We start from the raw sequence: 17,863 nt of genomic DNA on the forward strand, positions 1-17,863 counted from the left end.
TCTCCCGCTTGTCAGGATATTTGCACCATTATTATTCAGCGTGTTGATCCATGACATACCAGGAAGAAATTGCGAGAGCAGAGGAACGTTTAATTGCGGCCGTTAAAGAAGGAGCTGTAGAAGTAGTGGAAGATTTACTTCACGATGAAGTGCTCTTCATCGACAGGGAGGGCCAGATTATTCCGCATTCGGAAGATCTGAATATTTATCGCTCGGGAGCGCTTCGCATCAAAAATATCGACGTTTGCAACAAACAGGTGAACCTGCAGGGCAATACTGCCATGGTCCTCGCTGTCGAAAGGATTAAGGGGAGGTGCCGCGGCCGCGCGTTTGAAGGCAGGTATTTATACATGAGGGTCTGGAAAAGGAACAACACAGGATGGAAAATTTCCGCGGCTTCCTGTAGCGCCGTGCCTGTACTGGATTTCTAGCCGCAATGCGGGATCTGAATGGCGATGTTTATTTTTGCGGAATCAACAGAGGGGATTTCAGCGAAAAAGTATACATTCAGTCCAAAGATTCATCCTTATGTCCAAAAAAGCGCTGTTCCTCTGGTTTTTCATGATCGTTAAGTTCGCGCTTCACTATGTTATTGTTGCCCCGGGGTACGATCTCCACCGGGACGAATACCTGCATCTGGACCAGGGTAAACATCTGGCCTGGGGGTATCTTTCCGTACCACCTTTTACATCCTGGACGTCCTATCTGATCCTGTTGCTGGGAAACTCGGAGTTCTGGGTGAAGTTCTTTCCGGCTTTTTTTGGCGTGCTGACGCTTGTCGTCGTCTGGAAGGCGATTGAGGTTTTGGGTGGAAATTTATTCGCTTTGACCCTGGGCGCCACGGCTGTCACATTGTCTGTGTTACTGCGGATCAATATGCTTTACCAGCCCAATTCTGTTGACGTCTTGGCCTGGACGCTACTGTATTTTGCCTTACTCCAATACATTAAAACAGAGCAGAATAAGTGGCTTTATATAGCTGCAGTAGTTTTTGGGTTTGGTTTCTTAAACAAGTACAACATTGTTTTTCTTATCGCCGGACTGGTCCCGGCGCTTTTGCTCACTGACCGCCGGAAAGTATTCATGCATCAAGGAATATATATCGCAGCGGGCATTGCGCTTCTCGTCATTTTACCCAATTTGATCTGGCAGTACGAGAATCATTTCCCCGTTTTACATCACATGAAATTACTTGCCGAAACCCAGCTGGTCAATGTGAACAGGCTGGATTTTCTGAAAGAACAGGTCTTGTTCTTTCTGGGATCTATCTTCGTTATTCTGGCAGGATTTATTTCTTTTTTTGCATACCCCCGTTTTAAAAAGTACCGGGTCTTCTTCTGGTCGTTTCTTTTTACGTTGACGCTTTTCGTTTACCTGAAAGCTAAAGGTTATTATGCGATTGGGTTGTACCCGATTTTCCTTGCATTTGGCTCGGTATACCTGGAATCATTGTTTACAAAAAAAATGGTCTGGTTTCGGGCGCTTGCCTTTGGGGTGATGATTGTGATGTTTATCCCATTTTTCAGGATCGCTTTCCCCATCAAAAGCCCGGCTGAGATTGCAGAGAATTCGAAGGCGTATAAGGATTTTGGCCTGTTGCGTTGGGAGGATGGCAAGGACCACGAATTGCCCCAGGATTTTTCGGATATGCTTGGCTGGCGCGAGTTGGCCGAGAAAGTGGATGCGGATTACGAAAAAATCGCAGATAAGGAACATACCCTGGTTCTCTGCGACAATTATGGACAGGCCGGCGCCATCAATTATTATTCCAAATTCAAAAACATCGGAGCGGTAACCATGCATGCGGACTATATCAATTGGATTCCGCTGGATGAGGAAATTAAAAACGTCATCCTGGTGCAAAACGCGGACGATGACGACAAGGATAGAAAAAAGGAGCAGCCGCTTTTCAGGGAAGTAAGGATGACGGGCAAAATTGAAAACAGGTATGCGCGTGAGAAGGGCACGAGCATTTATGTGCTGCTGGACGCGAAAGTTTCTATTAACGAGATTTTGAAGGGCGATATCGAGAGAGAAAGGTGGTAGCAGTCCGGTACGGGTGCAGTCTTCAGTAACCCGCGGGCGATCCGCAGGAGTATGGCTTCACCTGAGATACGATGAAAACGGACAAAGGCTGAGAACAAGGGTCTTTTCAAATGGCTCTTTTCCAGTAGCCATCAAAATCGAAGCCACGTGCTCGCTGCGGATTGTAAATGGATAGAAGGGTTGTTGCAAAGGCGGTGCCCCGATAGTAGGTTTTTGAGGAATCGAGGTTTAGTTATCAAAAAGAGCAGTTTCCTCAGAATCGAACTTATGAAACAACTTATACCAGCCTTTTTCGCCGGACTTTTGATCGTTGCAGGAATTACGTCAAACGCGGCCGACATCCGTATCAAAATCACCAATAAATATCTTAATCTGCCTGTTTCTCAGAAGCAAGAACGGAAGACCATGCATTTCGAGATTGATGGCAGGCAGGAGCGCTCCTTCAAAATCAGGCTCTCCAATGAACCGGAATACTGGGTTTTCTGCGATATGACCGCTTTCAAGGGGGAAACCGTCAAAATAAGCTATGACGGCGATGCGGCAGGTTTGTCCAAAATTTACCAGGACGATAAAATGGCCGGACAGGATTCCCTTTATAAGGAGAAGAACCGCCCTCAGTTTCATTTCACTTCCAAAAGAGGCTGGAATAACGACCCGAACGGGATGATTTTTTATGAAGGAGAATACCATCTTTTTTACCAGCACAACCCTTATGAAAAAGAGTGGGAAAATATGTCCTGGGGCCATGCCGTGAGCAAGGATATGATCCATTGGGAAGAATTGCCGACTGCGTTAAGCCCCGATCACCTCGGCACTATGTTTTCCGGATCAACAGTGATCGATTACAATAATACGGCCGGTTTCAACAAAGGAAACATTCCCGCGATGGTTGCCGTTTACACGGCCGATAATGCCGAAAAACAAATCCAATGTGTCGCATACAGCCTGGATAAGGGCCGCACCTGGACAAAATACGACAAAAACCCGGTGATCGACTCCAAGGCTAAATGGAACAGCAAAGATACCCGCGACCCGCGTGTGTTCTGGTACAAGCCTGGCAACCATTGGGTACTGGTACTGAACGAACGGGACGGGCATACGATTTACACTTCAAAAAACCTCAAAGACTGGAAAGCAGAAAGCCACGTCACAGGCTTTTGGGAATGCCCTGACCTTTTTGAGCTGCCTGTGGACGGCGATAAAGCCAAAACGAAATGGGTGATGTACGGCGCCTCTAACACCTATATGATCGGTTCGTTCGATGGTAAAACCTTCCGGCCCGAAACCGGCAAGTACTATTACGTCAAAGGTACCATTTACGCGGCGCAAACTTTTACCAACATGCCTGATGCAGATGGCAGAAGAATCCAGATCGGGTGGGGAAGGGTAGGGCATCCGGGCATGCCATTCAACGGAATGATGTTGCTGCCTACGGAACTCACATTGAAGACCACTAAGGATGGCATCAGGATGTTCAGCCTGCCAATAAAGGAAGCGGTTCAACTGTTTAGTCCGATTCAGAAATGGCAAATGCTAACTGCCGAAGATGCTAATACTCAGTTGAAGGCGTTTGCGGCCTCAGACCGTCTCCGCATCAAAACCACCATCAGGCTGTCCCATGCCACAAGCGCGGGACTAAACTTTTTCGGGCAGCGTATTCTGGATTACGACCTCAATTTTAACCTTGTCAACAAAGTATTCTATTCCCCGGAAGATATGACCAGCATGGAGATCAACGCCGACATTTACATGGACCGGACGTCCATTGAAGTGTTCATTGACAACGGTGCTTATTCCTATTCCATGGAGCGGAGGCCTGAGAAAGGCAATACGGAAGGCTTTCAGTTTTGGGGCAATAACATTGAGGTGAAGGGATTGGAGGTTTTTGCGGTGAAGTCTATTTGGGAGTGAGAAATGCTGTCAGTCCTTCGGCGGGCCACGCTAACTGACGTTCCGTGTTCGTGCATTTGCCGGCAAATGCACGAACACGGACGATCTGCGTCTATCCGCGCCATGACCCTGCACACCCGGAGTGGGGCAGGGATGATTGGACGGAATATGCAGTTTGCCCGCTGGGTTAGCCTGCGGGTTTTGGGAACTATCCCAGAAGTAACCCCCTGACGGGAACCTCCATCGCTTTTAAAAAGTTGCTACGCAAGAACATGGACAGAAAACATGGCACCACAGCAACTAAAAACGTTATTTGGAGTAATCGCAGCGCTGGTGATCTGCCCGATGACGTTGGCGGCGCAGGATGCGGCCGACTCCGATAAACAGATCAAAATAGATATGAATGCCTATCCGGTGCCGACCGATGTGCCGGATATGCTCTTTTATCTCCAGCGCTCGCTGGATTTGAATTCCGTTATTTATGCTGCGCATTATGACGAGGCGAAGGGCGGCGGGCACAGGCGGCTGGACAGTGAGCAGCCCGTTGATATTTATTGGCTCATCAATGACGAGGACAGAAGCACAAAGCCGCTTTCAAAGGTTCAGAGGCTGGGCTATGGCATTAAGCCAGAAGACTTTGATGGTGATGTGGTTAAGATCCGTCTGCTTGCTTACCGCGACATGCTTATTGTTCTGAAGCCTTCGCCCAAAGACTCCAGGTACTACGCGCACATAGCTGTGGAGGGCAGGGACGTGATCCTCAAAAAAGTTTTTATCAATATCGATGGCGGCACGAAGCTGAAACCCAATGTAACGTTCATCGAATTGACCGGCACCAACGTTCAAAATGGCAATAAAGTCGTACACAGGTTCAAGCCGTGAGGTCAGCGATGGCTCTGTCAAAACATAGTTGGCCGGCTGTGTTCAGGCAGTCGTTCCCAACAGGGCTTGATGACCTGCATGGCATTCTCAGCCAGGATTTTCTTTTTGGTCTCAAGGGGTAATTTTGAGAAAACGACCCAGCCCAGTTGCTGTCTGGGATCGCGCATCGGCAAGTCGGAGCCGTACATGATACGGTTTTCTCCCGCCCCTTGTACCAAGTATTCAATCATGCCCTGCGGGACGGGGGTGAGCGTTACTTCTGCGTACACATTCGGGAATTTTTTCATAGCGGCAATGGCCATATCCGCCATTTTAAAGCTGCCGCCGGCATGGGCGATCACCCAGCGAACATCCGGATATTTTTTTGCCAGTGTTTCCACTTCGAGCAGGTCCGCCCGGGAATTGTGGATCAATCCGTAGAACTTGTTTTTGTTGCCATACTCCCACCATATATCGTAAACCGGATCGTGAAATTCATAGCCATAAAACTGGTAAGGCTTCATCCCGATGAAACGCTTATCGGCATATACCTGGCCGATCATGACCCTTAGTTCCTCCTGACTGTAGTGGCTCGGATCGAAGGTAGCCAACCCCCAGTAGCCTTTGGGGGCGGCATCCAATGCCAGACTGGTAACCGGATTTCCCGCAGCGGCATTCTGACTCACGACGCCATTCCAGCTCATGATCCCGCCGCCGATGTAGCCCAGCCTTTTGGCCATTTCAAAAATTCCTTTCGGCCCGCCGTGTTCCATCCGGTAAGTCCATCCGCCGCCGTTCATTCCCTCATGGAGCATATGCATGTGCATATCAATCACGGGAACAGGCAGGGGCTTTCCTTGGCGCACGGCAGTCATCAGGGTGTCTTCGTTTTTGTTCTGACGCAGGACTGGAGGCTTCGCGATCTTTAGCAGGCGCATCAGGTTTCCACCCGCTGCTTTGGCGCGGGCTTCTTGCGGAATGTCAGCATAATCGATGTATGCCCGATGTGCGCCCATTGCCATGGCAGGGCTATTGGACGCGAAAATCATCTGATGCGCGCAACCCGTCCTGTACAGGTATTCAATGCCTTCGTTGATCTGAAAGTTATCGAAACTGATGTGCAGGTTTTTATAGCCTTTAACCAGGGGCAACACATAACGTTGCTCGTTCCAGGTTGCGCTGGTCAGCAGCAAGGGTATCTGAGGATAGCGGACCAAAAATTCTTCCACATCTGTCCATGAACCGAGCTCTGCGCCTGTGGTGATGGTCAGGATTTTGTTGGCACCTAGCCAGTCGAACAAAACCTTGCAATGCCGCGCTTTCCAGTCCCAGGAATTGGTTTTTGGATGAATACTCAATGCACGGACGTTGTGCGCCTTCATTTCCCTGCCCAAATCTTCGGGAGCCGGAAATTCGCCGGTTTGATGGGGCATGGCGTTCCAGATCGGGAATAATTGCGGATGATCGCTCACCATCCGGCTCAGTTCCAGATTGGAATACATCAGGTCATAATTGACGGACTGTGTGTAAGCCACCAGGGCAGCTGATATGGAGCATTGGTCCATATCTTCCAGCAGGTCGGCCAATTTCCATTTCTCCGCAGGATGTTTGAATTTTCTGGGGCCAATTCTCGTGAAACCGTCGAAATAAAGGGTGTCACCTTCATTCACAGTTATTGGACTCAAAAAATCCTCCGGCCGACTGTCCTGCCGGACCGATTCGCGCATCAGTTGGGCTGTGACTCCGAATAACGCATTTGTTTTGATAAAATCCCGGCGAGAAAAATGGGGGTCCAGCATATGAAGCAAGGCGGAAAGACTTTTTGTTTTTGATTTTTTGGTAAACAAAAATAAGATAATTTTGTTTACCAAAAAATCAGACTTTGTATGTCATTACGAGCGTTCCCGCATTACTTTAAAATCATCAGTTTCTTTTGGATTGCAACCGTGCCTCTTTTTGCTCAGAAAAGCACGGATATCGTGGTTCCCCCGTTCGTCCAGGTTCCGGAGCGGCTTCCAAAATATCCTCTGAAAACACAGCGGATGATCTACTCGGATGCAGACCTTGCCGTTGCAAGGCAGAATCTGCGGACCTATCCCGAGGCTGGGAAGGTTCGGGACAGTATCGTGGCAGCTGCCAGCAAATGGTTGGAATTTACAGATACCGAGCTTCGGAATTTACTGACAGACGCCCGTGTACCCCGCGCTTTTGACCTCAATCCCAAAGGAAGTCCGGTGCACGGTGATGCTGTCTTTAAAGTGGGCGGTACCTATCCATGGATCGTAGATCCGCATCACCCTTTGCAGGTAAAGTCCCCGATTGACGGGCAGGTTTTTCCGAGCAATGATTATCTGGCGTACTATCTGAATGATTTCAAAGATAAAACCGGGCTGGACAGAACCTATGCCGACGATGGCTGGGGCTGGGTGGCACCCGACGGGGAACGTTACTGGTTTGTAGCTTATGCCAATCAATGGACCTGGAAGGGCCACATCGAGCCTGGGCTGGCTGATTTGGGAAGAGCATACTTATTGACCGGCGACAAACGGTTTGCGCATAAAGCGGCAGTGATGCTGTACCGGATGGCCGAGGTGTATCCTTCTATGGACCATGCCAACCAGTCGAGGTATGGATTAATGGAAAAGGCGAAGGGGCGTGTTTACGGCGGCAAGGTTTTGAACCTGATCTGGGAAACCAGCTTAATTCAGAATGCGGCTGAGTCTTATGATGCCGTTTGGGAGACGATCGATGCCGACCAGGAGTTGCAAAAGTTTTACGGCAAAGAAGGTAAACAAATCAGATCGTTTATCGAAGCCAATTTGCTGGAAGACGCATTAGACGCCTACATGCAGCGCAAAATCCAGGGAAACTACGGCATGCACCAGATCGCTCTGATTTATATTTTGCTGGCGAGGCAATATATGGATACCGAAAAATACCTGAGAATGATCGTGGAGGAGCCTGGGGAAAGCAGGGTACAGAGCGGGATCAGGTATGCGCTCTATAATATGATCTTTCGCGACGGACAGCCGTTGGAGTCGCCTCAATATAATCTACTTACCGTGGACAAGCTGGCGAAGTTCGCGGAAATACTGAACAAAGGTGGGGTGAATTTGTTTACAGAACCAAGATTGAAGGCCTTGTTGAACAGTCCGCTGGATGTGGTGGCGATAGGCAAGTTTACACCGGATATTGGTGACAGCGGTAATGTACTCGGAAACCTGGTGGGGCGTGACCCGGGGATTTATCAAATCGCTTATAAAATGTACCAGAATCCGGCCTACCTCACCTGGATGGCTTCTGTAGGTAAAACCGGGCCTGCTACTTTCTCGGATTTCGAATCCCTGTTCAGGGCGCCGCTGCCGGAACAAAAACCGCTTCCCGATCACCGTTCGGTTCCGGTACAGCGTTCAAAACTGCTTGCGGGGTATGGTATGGGTATTTTAAACAATCCCTCCGATGCTACCGCAGTCGCTTTCAACTACGGATTCAAGGGGACACATTACCACTGGGATTTTTTGAATTTTGAGCTTTTCGCAAATGGCCAGAAAATGATGCCGAACCTGGGTTATCCGGACGCGATGAACGAATATGTAAAGGAAGTTTATACCTGGTCCCAGAATACCGTCTCGCACAATACCGTGGTGGTGGATGCCCGCAGACAGCAAACCAATGTTCCCGGGACCCTGCATGATTTTTCGGCCGGATCTTTCGCAAGGAACATGGACGCATCTTCGGGCACTTATTCCAATACATCTACCTACCGCAGGAATATGATCATGGTCGATGCGGGAGCGGGGCAAAGTTACGTAGTGGATTTCTTCAGGGTTGCAGGTGGAAGCCAGCATGATTACATCTTGCATGGCCCGCCGGGTAAAACTATTGGCATCAATGGAAATTGGGGCAAAGTGCAGACAGGCACCCTCGCAGGGCCGGACGTAGCTTTGGGCGATATCTATGACGACAAGTCTATGGGAGTAAGGGATTACGCAGGCAGCTATCGCGATTATATGGGCTCCGGCTATCAATATCTGTTCAACGTACAGAAGCTCGGTGACGGCAAGTCTGTACTTGAATACCAGCATGAACTGGACCCTGATGCGAAATTGCGGATCCACGTCATGTCGCAGGCAAATCAGGAAGTATTTATGGCTGACGCCTACGATAAACCTCGGGCGAAGCTTCATGTGCTTAAATATATGGTGGCAAGAAGGAAAGCGGTGCCGGGAAAAATGCTTACCAGCCAGTTTGTAGGCATTATGGAGCCCTATCTGAAACAGAATTTTATATTAGGTGAAAAATTCCTGCCCATTCAAAATGGAACCGGCATTGCCCTGGAAGTAAAACGCCCGGGAATGACAGATGTGATCATCAGTGACACATCCAATACGAAGAAGATTGTTTTAGCAAGAAAAATCGAAACCGATGCCCACGCGGCTGTGGTCACATTTGATCTCCAAGGGAACCTCGCCCGGGCGTACTTCAGCGATGGTACTTACCTCGTTGTAAACGGAAAGAAATTTACTGCGGAGCGTTTTGAGGGGACAGTAACCGGGGTGGATGCTTACAGGCGTAGCATTCAGGTTCGGTTCGACAAAAAGTTCAGTCACCTGACGTTCAGGCCCGGGGATATGGCCCATTTTACAAATCAGCTGAGAACGACTGTGCATCCTGTCGACTCGGTTTTGGTGAAAGATAACACGGTCCTATTTGTTGCTCAAGACGATTTGCTTGTCGGCAAAGTGCATGTCAGGGAAACAGTTGGCGATTCCATTGTAACAGATACCAATTTGCCATTTGCGCCCACTTACCGCGGCACTACCATTCTGGATAACCAATACAGGCCGCTGGGTATCCTGAAATCGGCTTCGGCTGACAAGCTCATACCCGTTGCAGGGCTTACCGGTAGACCCGCCTTGGGAGAGGATGTGTGGGTTTCCGATATTGGCATCGGGGATAAGGTGGTAATCAAAGCCATTTTTTCCTGGGAGAGGGACGGTCTGAAACAAAAGTAAATCTGACATATACCGACCTTTGGATAACAACGGAAAAATATCGACCATTTAAAACGAGCTAATATGCCCCACATTGATCTGCAAAATGGAATGCTCGGTATACTTGGGCCCATGTTATTCAGTCCGCATACTGCTGCGCCCATGAATTTACTGGCAAATGCGCTGACGCAATCAGATGAAGGTTTGAGCCGGGGCGAACGGGAGCTCATCGGTACTTATGTATCTTCTCAAAATGACTGTTTTTTCTGCCAGACCATTCATGGCGCAATTGCAAGCGACTACCTGGGCGACGACGACTGGTCGTTGGTAAAAAGTGTCAAGGAAAACTATCAGGAAACCCCATTGTCCGATAAAATGAAAGCGTTGCTTTCCATTGCGGGTAGTGTGCAGCGAGGCGGAAAACAGGTGACCCCGGAGCAAATAGAGGCTGCCAGGGCAAGTGGGGCCGATGATCGACAGATCCACGATACCGTGCTGATCGCTGCGGCGTTCTGCATGTTCAACCGGTATGTCGACGGACTTGCAACCACAGCACCTACCGATCCGGAGATCTATCGTGCCCGCGCGAAAAAAGTAATTGCGAACGGTTATTCGGCGAGCGGGACCACTTATTAGGCCGCATGAACAGCAATTGAGGCTGCCGATTTTCCCTTACGACGCCGGTTTTCTGCGGAAATAATAGAATAGAAAAACGCAGAAAACAATCAACCCGCCTGCCAGAACGAATACAACGGGCCTGGACGGCCCCAGATTGACAGGTGCGGTTTTGCCGACGAGCACCATTCCCGCCCAGGCATACGGAAGCTGATCAGATGGGCTGGCGGTTTTGAGCCAGTTGGTCTGCGCGTTTTGCAATGCGACATCTAACGGCAGGCCCTTTTCGAGTTCCAGGTAAAACAGTTCGGTCAACCCATAGACCGATTCATTCTCCACGCTCCAGAGTGTCGTCAAAATAGAAGGGATACCAATTCCGGCAAATCCCCTGGCCAGGCTGAGAACGCCTTCCCCGCGCTGATGTTTGCCAATTCCGGTGCGGCAAGCCGATAGGATAAGCAGTTCGGTACCCGATTTCTCGGCGGAGGGCAGCTCATTGAGCCTGAGCGTCGAATCTGCAAAATAGAGTGTCGGTATCTTGTCGCTGCTGTCGGCTGTGGCGTGTGTCAGCAGCTGTACAATGCGGTAGTCGGCGAATTGGCTGACAAAGGCGTTTCTGGAAGCGTCGGCGCCGGTTAATGTTTTGGAGCCAAAAAAATACTGCCCGATGGTTTTCAGGACCTGGTCGGAACCGGGCAGGCCGGGCTGCTCCAGCCTGGGTGCGAACTGAACAGGCGCCAGTCCCAAAAATGGTTTCGAAAGCATATGGTAGCGCTTGTTCTGAAGATTTTTGGCCAGGAAGCCCGCTGAGTAGGTATAGCTGAATGCATATTTCGAAACCAGATATTCCGGAGCCGTGGCTGATGAGCTCAATGCCTCGAAAGGCAGGAAAGCCCCGTCCGGGGAAATGACGACGCGGGTATTTGGTAAAATGGCGAATGGTCTCAAAAGCAACTCAAATAACCGGTTCGAAACCTGCAGATACTCGCGGAACCGACGGTTTTGAGCTTCCCCATCCGCAATAAGCTTCTGAAATTTTGAAACGTACTCCCGATATCGCGGCAGATCGATCTTTTTCAGCACCGTATTTCCGTCAGAAACGGCCAGGCCATATACAGCGCTATCGCCCACAAAAAAAGAGACCATCGTCTGTTTTGCTTCCAGTATCGCGCTCCGGAGTTGTGCAAGCGTTGGAACCGCATTGTCGTATTTGTAAGCGTAATATTGCGGATTGGTTTTTTCGATTTGGCTGATGAAATCCTCCTGCTCGCGGCGTGCTGCGAAAAGCCTGGTCATTAACAGTCCTGTTTTCCTGGTGTCACCTGCATTTTCAGCGAGCCGGTTCTGAAGGTCTGAGACTTTTTGTTTTAGTGCCGTTTCGTTTTGCTGGTCCGTTGTTGATAACAGCTGCCTGGCACCGAGCTCATTGAGCTGATCATTGAGCATGACGGCCCTGCTCTTTTCGAAGAAGTAAAAAGCTTTGCCCGGATCGTTCAGCAGATAGCAGGTTTCGATCGCCTGCTCATACATGCTGCGAGCGGTTTCGCGCCAATAGAGTTTTGAAGCGACACCGGTGTGTTCCCAGCGCATATAGTCGATCATTGTATCGGCCAGCATGTACGTTTTAAGGGCATATTGCAGTTTTACCTGGTCATTGCCGGTATGTTTCGCGTAGGCAAGCCAGATGTCGGCTTTATCGGTAATTGGGTTGAGAATGTAATCCTTAAACAGGATATTCTTAATGGCGGCAGCCTTGGGGTTTTCAGTGACACGGGCAGCGCTAAATCCCAAATGTTCCAGTGAACTCAATGCTAGCTGGATATTGGCCAGTGCCTGATCAAATCTTTTTTCCCGGCTAAAAACCCAGGATTGGTTATCGTAAAGGCGGGAACGGTAGTTTCCGGCAGGGAGGTTTTCAAGTGCCAGCTTGAAATATTTGTCCGACAAAGCCTTGTCCTTTCTCTCCACGGAAATATAATGCAGATCGGAATACAGGATCCCCCGGATCTCCTGTGCCGTGGAATCTTCCATGAAGCCGATGCCTGTGAGATATTGGCCGGATGCCTCTGCATATCGGCCCCGGCTGGCCAGTAAATCGCCTTTCAGTTTGTAATAAACCGCCACGTCCACCGGGCGTGACTTTCTCCTGGCAGTATTGACCAGGAAATCGACCTCCTTAAAATCGGATATGTTTTCGCCCAGATGAAAGCTGCTCAACAGTTTTTCGTAGAGGCAGTTCAGCAAGGCTGCCGTATCGGATCTGGCTTTCGCATAGGTGTACCCCTCTGCCGAGAATTCCCTGGCCCTTTCAAAATCGCCCATTTCCTTATAAATCCCTCCCAGTGCCAGATAGGTCTGCGACATGATTCCCCATTTATCGTACTGGCCCTTCCCAGCGGCGATCGCCTTTTTGTAAGCTGCTATTCTGGCATTATAACTTTCTGATTTTGAGATATAATAACCATAATAAAAATAGTATTTGGTAAGGTAGTAGCGAGGGTTCAAAGTCGGATTTTGCTCTGCGACCTGGATGGCCTGACGCTGAAGCAGGATAGCCTTATTGGAATTGCCGGAGTAAAACAACGCGCCAGCATACAGGCTGAGCAGGTTGGAATAGGTACTGTCCTTTGTAATCCCTGATTGGGTACATTCCTGTTGTAACCGGGCAAAGCGGGTAACCTGCGAAGGATAGTCCAGCACAACAATTTCGTAAAATTCTTTCCAGATGAGCACGCGGTCGCTGTTCGCGGCCGCGTGACGGGGTGCGAGTAAAATAATGGCAATCAGAAGCTTTTTTGCCCCCCAACTAATCATTCATCGTGTATTTTGTCAGGATTTTACAAGATCTTCAGGAGCTATATTGAATTTTTGATCAATGATGTCCAAACCCTGATCGGTAAAGATTTTTAACTCCCGCTCATACAAACCGAAAGATTCGGGTATTACCGGCGGCGGCGGCGGGCCGGGCGTAGGGCCTCCCTGTCCTTTGGGCTTAGATAACTTGTCCAGAACTGAGATGATGTTAGGCCCGGACAGAAATACAGCCTTTCCTTTGTCTTTGATCACAATTTTCAAATTCTTCAGGTCAATCGATAGTTTCATGTGTTCGATCTCCTTTTTGATCTCTGCCGCAGTCCTGCTTTGGGTATAAAAAAGCCACAGAGAATTTCTGTCGTAAAATGTTTTTCTTTCAATAGAGGTTGGAAACCATTTTGTTTCTTTCTTGAATAGCATAAGATGAGCACGGTTAGGATTATGAATAACTGTTGACAAAAATTCAATGCATTTAGCTTCAATCCATCCACTTCACGGCCTCTTTCTTTCCTTCGAGGTTTTGGTCAATGACTTCTTTTAAAAGAGTCCTGGCCTGTTTTGCATCTTCCGGGCCATTGCGCTGAATCAAGGCAATGGCCTCATAAAATTTCCCGGGGTTTGCATAAAGTCCTTTCTGGGCACCCAGCTTGTGGAAATATTCGATTGCTTGGTCGTAATCCAACAGCTTCAGGGAAACAATACCGGCGACCTTTTTTGCGGAAACATTTCCAGGGTCTTTGAGGAGAATGTTTTTACAGATTTTCAATGCCGTGGCATACTGGCCTTTATTGTACTGATCTATTGCGATCTGCATGCTATCGCCATTGTCGCCCATTTGCACGCTCAGCGTCGTGAAATTTTCCATGGCATAGCCGGAGGCAACTTGTCGAAAATCTCTGGCGCCGGGGTTCAGCAGATACCATCCGAGTCCGATTGCCACGGCTGTTATCGCCGCAGCGACGGCGTACCAGACATTTAAATTCGAATTTCCGGAGACTGGTTTTCTAAGTGACTGCCACTCTGCGTGCTTTGCAGCCAGTTTTTGTTCATGGGCCTGAATAGTTACGGTTTGTTTGGATACAAGATAAAAGGCAACCGCCTCCGCCAGCTCAGAATCCGATTTCAAATCGGCCTCAAACTGCATTTTTTCGTTTGGGGAAAGCTTTTGCTCAAAATATTCCTCTATCCGTTCAATCATATCTGGCCGCTGGTTTTTGGCTTTTAGCTGTTGGCTTTTTTGAATGCAACATTCCTTCACCTGCTGTTTTGTGAGGTTCCCTTAACCACTTCACTGTTATTCCTTACACCTTAGTCCTTACTTCCCTTCACATATAATTCCCTCAGCTTGTCCAGGCACCTCAACCGACTTGTTTTGACCACGGCAGCGGATTGGTACCCCATTTCAATGGCGATTTCCTGGTCCAAAAATCCGTCTCCCCAAGCGTGCACCAGTTGTTTACACTTTTCCCCCAATTCCTGAATTCGTTTTTTCAAAAGGTCCATATCATACTGCGCGATCAGCTTTTCAATAATCCCCTTGGAGTCGTCAGGTAGGATATGCAGGTAATCATCCAGCGCCTGGCCGCGAACGGTTTGTTGTTTATTTGTTGAATTTTTCCTTAATAAATCAATGCATTTATTGGCGAATATCTGATTAAGATAGGTTTTAATGGAAGAATTGCCCTTAAACCGGCCGCTCCGGATCTGTTCCAAAACGGTGAGAATGGTGTCCGAATACGCCATAGAACATTCGTCTTCCGAGAGCTGATGCTTCCAGGTGCCTTCCCTGATCAGATAGGCGAATTTTTCATACAATCTGTTCTCGAAAACGCGGCGCCGCGGATCGACACTGCGAATTCCTTCTATTAGTTCTGAATCTGTAAATGTTCTGCTCAGGAGGGCCATTATGTACATTTCTGTATGCCGAGAAATATACAGAAAAACGGGTATTTTACTGTTGGTCAGGTTTTAAATAATGAAAAAAGTGATTCAGCGGTCAAGACCAAAACCCATCTACCAGGACTGCCTCCTCCACATCCACCGGCCATTGGGGCATGGTGGCAATGATAACACACAACGGCCTGTCCCCCACATTTTTGAATTGAAAGCGGTTGCCGAGCGGAATGTTGAAGCTGTCGCCTGTTGTAAATTCTACAGGCGCATTTTTGGGTCCGTTTTCCTTTTCTTGCCAAATCAGGCCTTTCCCTGAAACACAGTACCATATTTCCTGCACCGTTTTGTGCCTTGCCGCTTTCGAAGTTGCGCCAACCGGAAGCGTGCAGTGGCAGATGCCGCCTTCCTTAAAGGTGATCAGATTTCTGATTTCTGAACCGTCCGGTGCAGCGTAATCGGCGTCCGGAGCAAGTGACGTAAATTGAAAGGGTTCTTCCATTTTCTGGTTCTTGGTTAAGGTTAATATTCCGGGGGAAACCTGTCGGCGGTTTGTGTCCGATGTCTTAGTCGTACATTTTCAGGGAATGGTAACAGCTGCTTTCTGTAACCTGCATTTTGGCTACAGCATAATCCGGTTTGGCTACAAGGCGCTTTGAACGCAGGCGGATCTTTGTGCTGTTCAATTTAAAACAGAAAGAATGATGGTTCGGTCAAAAGGATATGCGGCACAAAGTGCCGAAAGTAAATTAGCACCATGGGAATTTGAAAGACGGGAAGTGGGCCCGCACGATGTGCTGATAGAGATCGCCTATTGCGGCGTTTGTCATACCGACGTCCATCTGACCCGTAATGAATGGTTTCCGGGATTATTTCCAATGGTGCCGGGGCATGAAATTGTCGGAATCGTGAAACAAACAGGGGACCATGTAACGAAATTTAAGATAGGCGATCGCGCCGCGGTGGGCGTGATGGTCGATTCGTGCCTCGCTTGCGAGGAATGTAAAAATGGTCAGGAGCAATTCTGCAGCGTAAGTCCGGTGTTGACTTACAACAACCTGGACAAGACAGGCCAGCCGGCCTATGGCGGATATGCCAACAACATGGTTGTTTCCGAGCATTTCGCCTTGCATGTACCCGAAAACCTGGATTTCGCGGGTGTTGCGCCATTACTTTGCGCCGGGATCACCACTTACTCGCCTTTGCGCAGATGGAAAGTAGGGCAGGGGCATCAGTTGGCCGTTGTCGGCTTGGGCGGGCTGGGGCATATGGCGGTGAAATTCGGGGTGGCTTTTGGTGCGGAAGTGACTGTTTTGAGCACATCGCCCAATAAAGCCGCGGCAGCAAAAACGCTGGGTGCGCACCATTTTCTGGTCACCAGGGACGAAGCTCAGATGGAGGACGCCAGGCGTTCTTTTGATTTTGTGATCGACACGGTCGCGGCTGACCATGATATAAATCCCTATCTCGCCGTCTTGAAAACCAATGGGGTATACATCAACGTAGGAATGCCTGTAGAGCCGCTGAGCGTGCCTTCTTTTACGCTTGCGGCCGGTAATAAGGTGGTGGCGGGATCAGGCGCGGGCGGCTTGCCGGAAACACAGGAAATGCTGGATTTTTGCGCAGAGCATCACATCATATCGGATGTGGAACTGATTGATATCAAAGACATTCACACGGCGTTTGACAGAATGCTCAGAGGCGACGTGCTTTATCGCTTTGTGATTGATATGGCAACCTTGTAAATTAGAAACCCAGGCATGAAAATCCAGGTCCTGCTTTTCTTGCCTGCCCGATCCGATGAAAAAAGAAACGAACGTGCCTTACATTTTCAATTCCATTTCCGAGTTACACCGGATGCTGGAACTGCCCAAGCCGGAACATCCGCTGGTAAGCCTGGTCAATTATAAGGATGTCAGAGTCAACGTTGAACACATTGCCAAAGGCTGTGTGATGAATTTTTATAAAGTATCCCTCAAAAAGAGTTTCACAGGGAGGCTGAGGTACGGACAACATTATTATGATTTCGATGAAGGCGGGTTGTCGTTTATTTCGCCTGGCCAGTTGCTTTCGGAGACCGAGCCCAACCCCGACTACGATGGCGTCGGACTACACATCCACCCTGATTTTATCAGGAACTATCCGTTGGGGAGGAACATCAAGAACTACGGATTTTTCTCGTATGCGGTTAATGAAGCATTGCATCTTTCGGAAAAGGAAAGGGTTACGATCATTTCTATTTTTGAAAACATCCGGCAGGAGCTCTCATCGACCATTGACAATTTTAGCCAGGACGTGATCGTGTCGCACATTGAGTTGTTGCTCAATTACGGTAACCGCTTTTACAACCGCCAGTTTATCACTCGTAAATCCGCCAACAGCGATTTGCTGATGCAATTGGAAGAGCTGCTGTGCGAATATTTCGAGAAGCAGATGCCGTTGGTTTCCGGTGTTCCGACTGTCCAGTATATTTCGGAACGGCTGAATGTATCCCCCCATTACCTGAGTGACATGCTCCGATCACTGACAGGCCAGAATACGCAGCAACATATCCATAACAAATTGATTGAAAAGGCGAAAGAGATTTTGAGCACGAGCAGCCTGACCGTTGCGGAGGTGGCTTACCAGCTCGGTTTCGAACATCCGCAGTCTTTTAACAAAATTTTCAAACGCAAAACGAATGTTTCGCCTGTGGAATTCAGGCAGTCGTTCCATTGAGCGTTTATCAAACTTTTCACCTAAACCAGGTATTC

General features: G+C 48.8%; 14 protein-coding genes. 8 read left to right on the forward strand and 6 right to left on the reverse strand.

From position 1 onward, the window contains the following. Positions 1–50 precede the first annotated feature (50 nt). The 4 genes from AC1XUF_RS16330 to AC1XUF_RS16345 all read left to right on the forward strand — a co-directional run bounded on the left by AC1XUF_RS16330 (position 51) and on the right by AC1XUF_RS16345 (position 4,818). A complete protein-coding gene (locus tag AC1XUF_RS16330; RefSeq protein WP_483342889.1) occupies positions 51–431 on the forward strand; it encodes a nuclear transport factor 2 family protein in 381 nt (126 codons plus the stop codon). A 97-nt stretch (positions 432–528) separates the two neighbouring features. Continuing rightward, entirely contained in the window at positions 529–2,046 is a 1,518-nt protein-coding gene (locus tag AC1XUF_RS16335) for a glycosyltransferase family 39 protein (RefSeq protein ID WP_483342890.1), read from the forward strand. A gap of 267 nt (positions 2,047–2,313) precedes the next feature. Then, positions 2,314–3,957, forward strand: coding sequence for a glycoside hydrolase family 32 protein (locus tag AC1XUF_RS16340; RefSeq protein ID WP_483342891.1), 1,644 nt, complete (start codon positions 2,314–2,316; stop codon positions 3,955–3,957). A 264-nt stretch (positions 3,958–4,221) separates the two neighbouring features. Next, positions 4,222–4,818, forward strand: coding sequence for a DUF4833 domain-containing protein (locus tag AC1XUF_RS16345; protein ID WP_483342892.1), 597 nt, complete (start codon positions 4,222–4,224; stop codon positions 4,816–4,818). A gap of 17 nt (positions 4,819–4,835) precedes the next feature. Here AC1XUF_RS16345 and AC1XUF_RS16350 read toward each other — a convergent pair whose 3' ends face one another. Beyond that, a complete protein-coding gene (locus AC1XUF_RS16350) occupies positions 4,836–6,644 on the reverse strand; it encodes an amidohydrolase family protein (RefSeq protein ID WP_483342893.1) in 1,809 nt (602 codons plus the stop codon). A 39-nt stretch (positions 6,645–6,683) separates the two neighbouring features. Here AC1XUF_RS16350 and AC1XUF_RS16355 point away from each other — a divergent pair, with 39 nt between their 5' ends. Together AC1XUF_RS16355 and AC1XUF_RS16360 are read left to right on the forward strand one after the other, a co-directional pair. Beyond that, a complete protein-coding gene (locus AC1XUF_RS16355) occupies positions 6,684–9,812 on the forward strand; it encodes a heparinase II/III domain-containing protein (RefSeq protein WP_483342894.1) in 3,129 nt (1,042 codons plus the stop codon). Positions 9,813–9,875: 63 nt separating this feature from the next. Then, a complete protein-coding gene (locus AC1XUF_RS16360; RefSeq protein ID WP_483342895.1) occupies positions 9,876–10,427 on the forward strand; it encodes a carboxymuconolactone decarboxylase family protein in 552 nt (183 codons plus the stop codon). A gap of 36 nt (positions 10,428–10,463) precedes the next feature. On the opposite strand, the gene AC1XUF_RS16365 is transcribed toward AC1XUF_RS16360, so the two are convergent. The 5 genes from AC1XUF_RS16365 to AC1XUF_RS16385 form a co-directional block, all read right to left on the reverse strand. Further along, positions 10,464–13,220 carry a CHAT domain-containing protein gene (locus AC1XUF_RS16365; RefSeq protein ID WP_483342896.1) on the reverse strand — a complete coding sequence of 919 codons (2,757 nt, stop codon included), beginning with the start codon at positions 13,218–13,220 and terminating at the stop codon, positions 10,464–10,466. Between the two features lie 15 nt (positions 13,221–13,235). Further along, positions 13,236–13,640: a hypothetical protein gene (locus AC1XUF_RS16370; protein ID WP_483342897.1), complete on the reverse strand. Its 405-nt coding sequence runs from the start codon at positions 13,638–13,640 to the stop codon at positions 13,236–13,238. A 58-nt stretch (positions 13,641–13,698) separates the two neighbouring features. Continuing rightward, positions 13,699–14,418: a tetratricopeptide repeat protein gene (locus AC1XUF_RS16375; RefSeq protein ID WP_483342898.1), complete on the reverse strand. Its 720-nt coding sequence runs from the start codon at positions 14,416–14,418 to the stop codon at positions 13,699–13,701. Between the two features lie 110 nt (positions 14,419–14,528). Continuing rightward, positions 14,529–15,125 carry an RNA polymerase sigma factor gene (locus AC1XUF_RS16380; protein ID WP_483342899.1) on the reverse strand — a complete coding sequence of 199 codons (597 nt, stop codon included), beginning with the start codon at positions 15,123–15,125 and terminating at the stop codon, positions 14,529–14,531. A gap of 91 nt (positions 15,126–15,216) precedes the next feature. Further along, positions 15,217–15,612, reverse strand: a complete 396-nt coding sequence (locus AC1XUF_RS16385; RefSeq protein ID WP_483342900.1) for a cupin domain-containing protein — start codon at positions 15,610–15,612, stop codon at positions 15,217–15,219. A gap of 202 nt (positions 15,613–15,814) precedes the next feature. On the opposite strand from AC1XUF_RS16385, the gene AC1XUF_RS16390 reads away from it, so the two are divergent. Continuing rightward, positions 15,815–16,855: an NAD(P)-dependent alcohol dehydrogenase gene (locus tag AC1XUF_RS16390; protein WP_483343112.1), complete on the forward strand. Its 1,041-nt coding sequence runs from the start codon at positions 15,815–15,817 to the stop codon at positions 16,853–16,855. Positions 16,856–16,910: 55 nt separating this feature from the next. Continuing rightward, the gene (locus AC1XUF_RS16395; protein WP_483342901.1) at positions 16,911–17,828 is read left to right on the forward strand and encodes a helix-turn-helix domain-containing protein; all 918 of its coding nucleotides are present in this window, start codon (positions 16,911–16,913) and stop codon (positions 17,826–17,828) included. The last annotated feature ends 35 nt before the right edge of the window (positions 17,829–17,863 follow it).

The sequence above is a fragment of the Dyadobacter sp. HNCC25DJ185 genome (genome assembly GCF_056895195.1).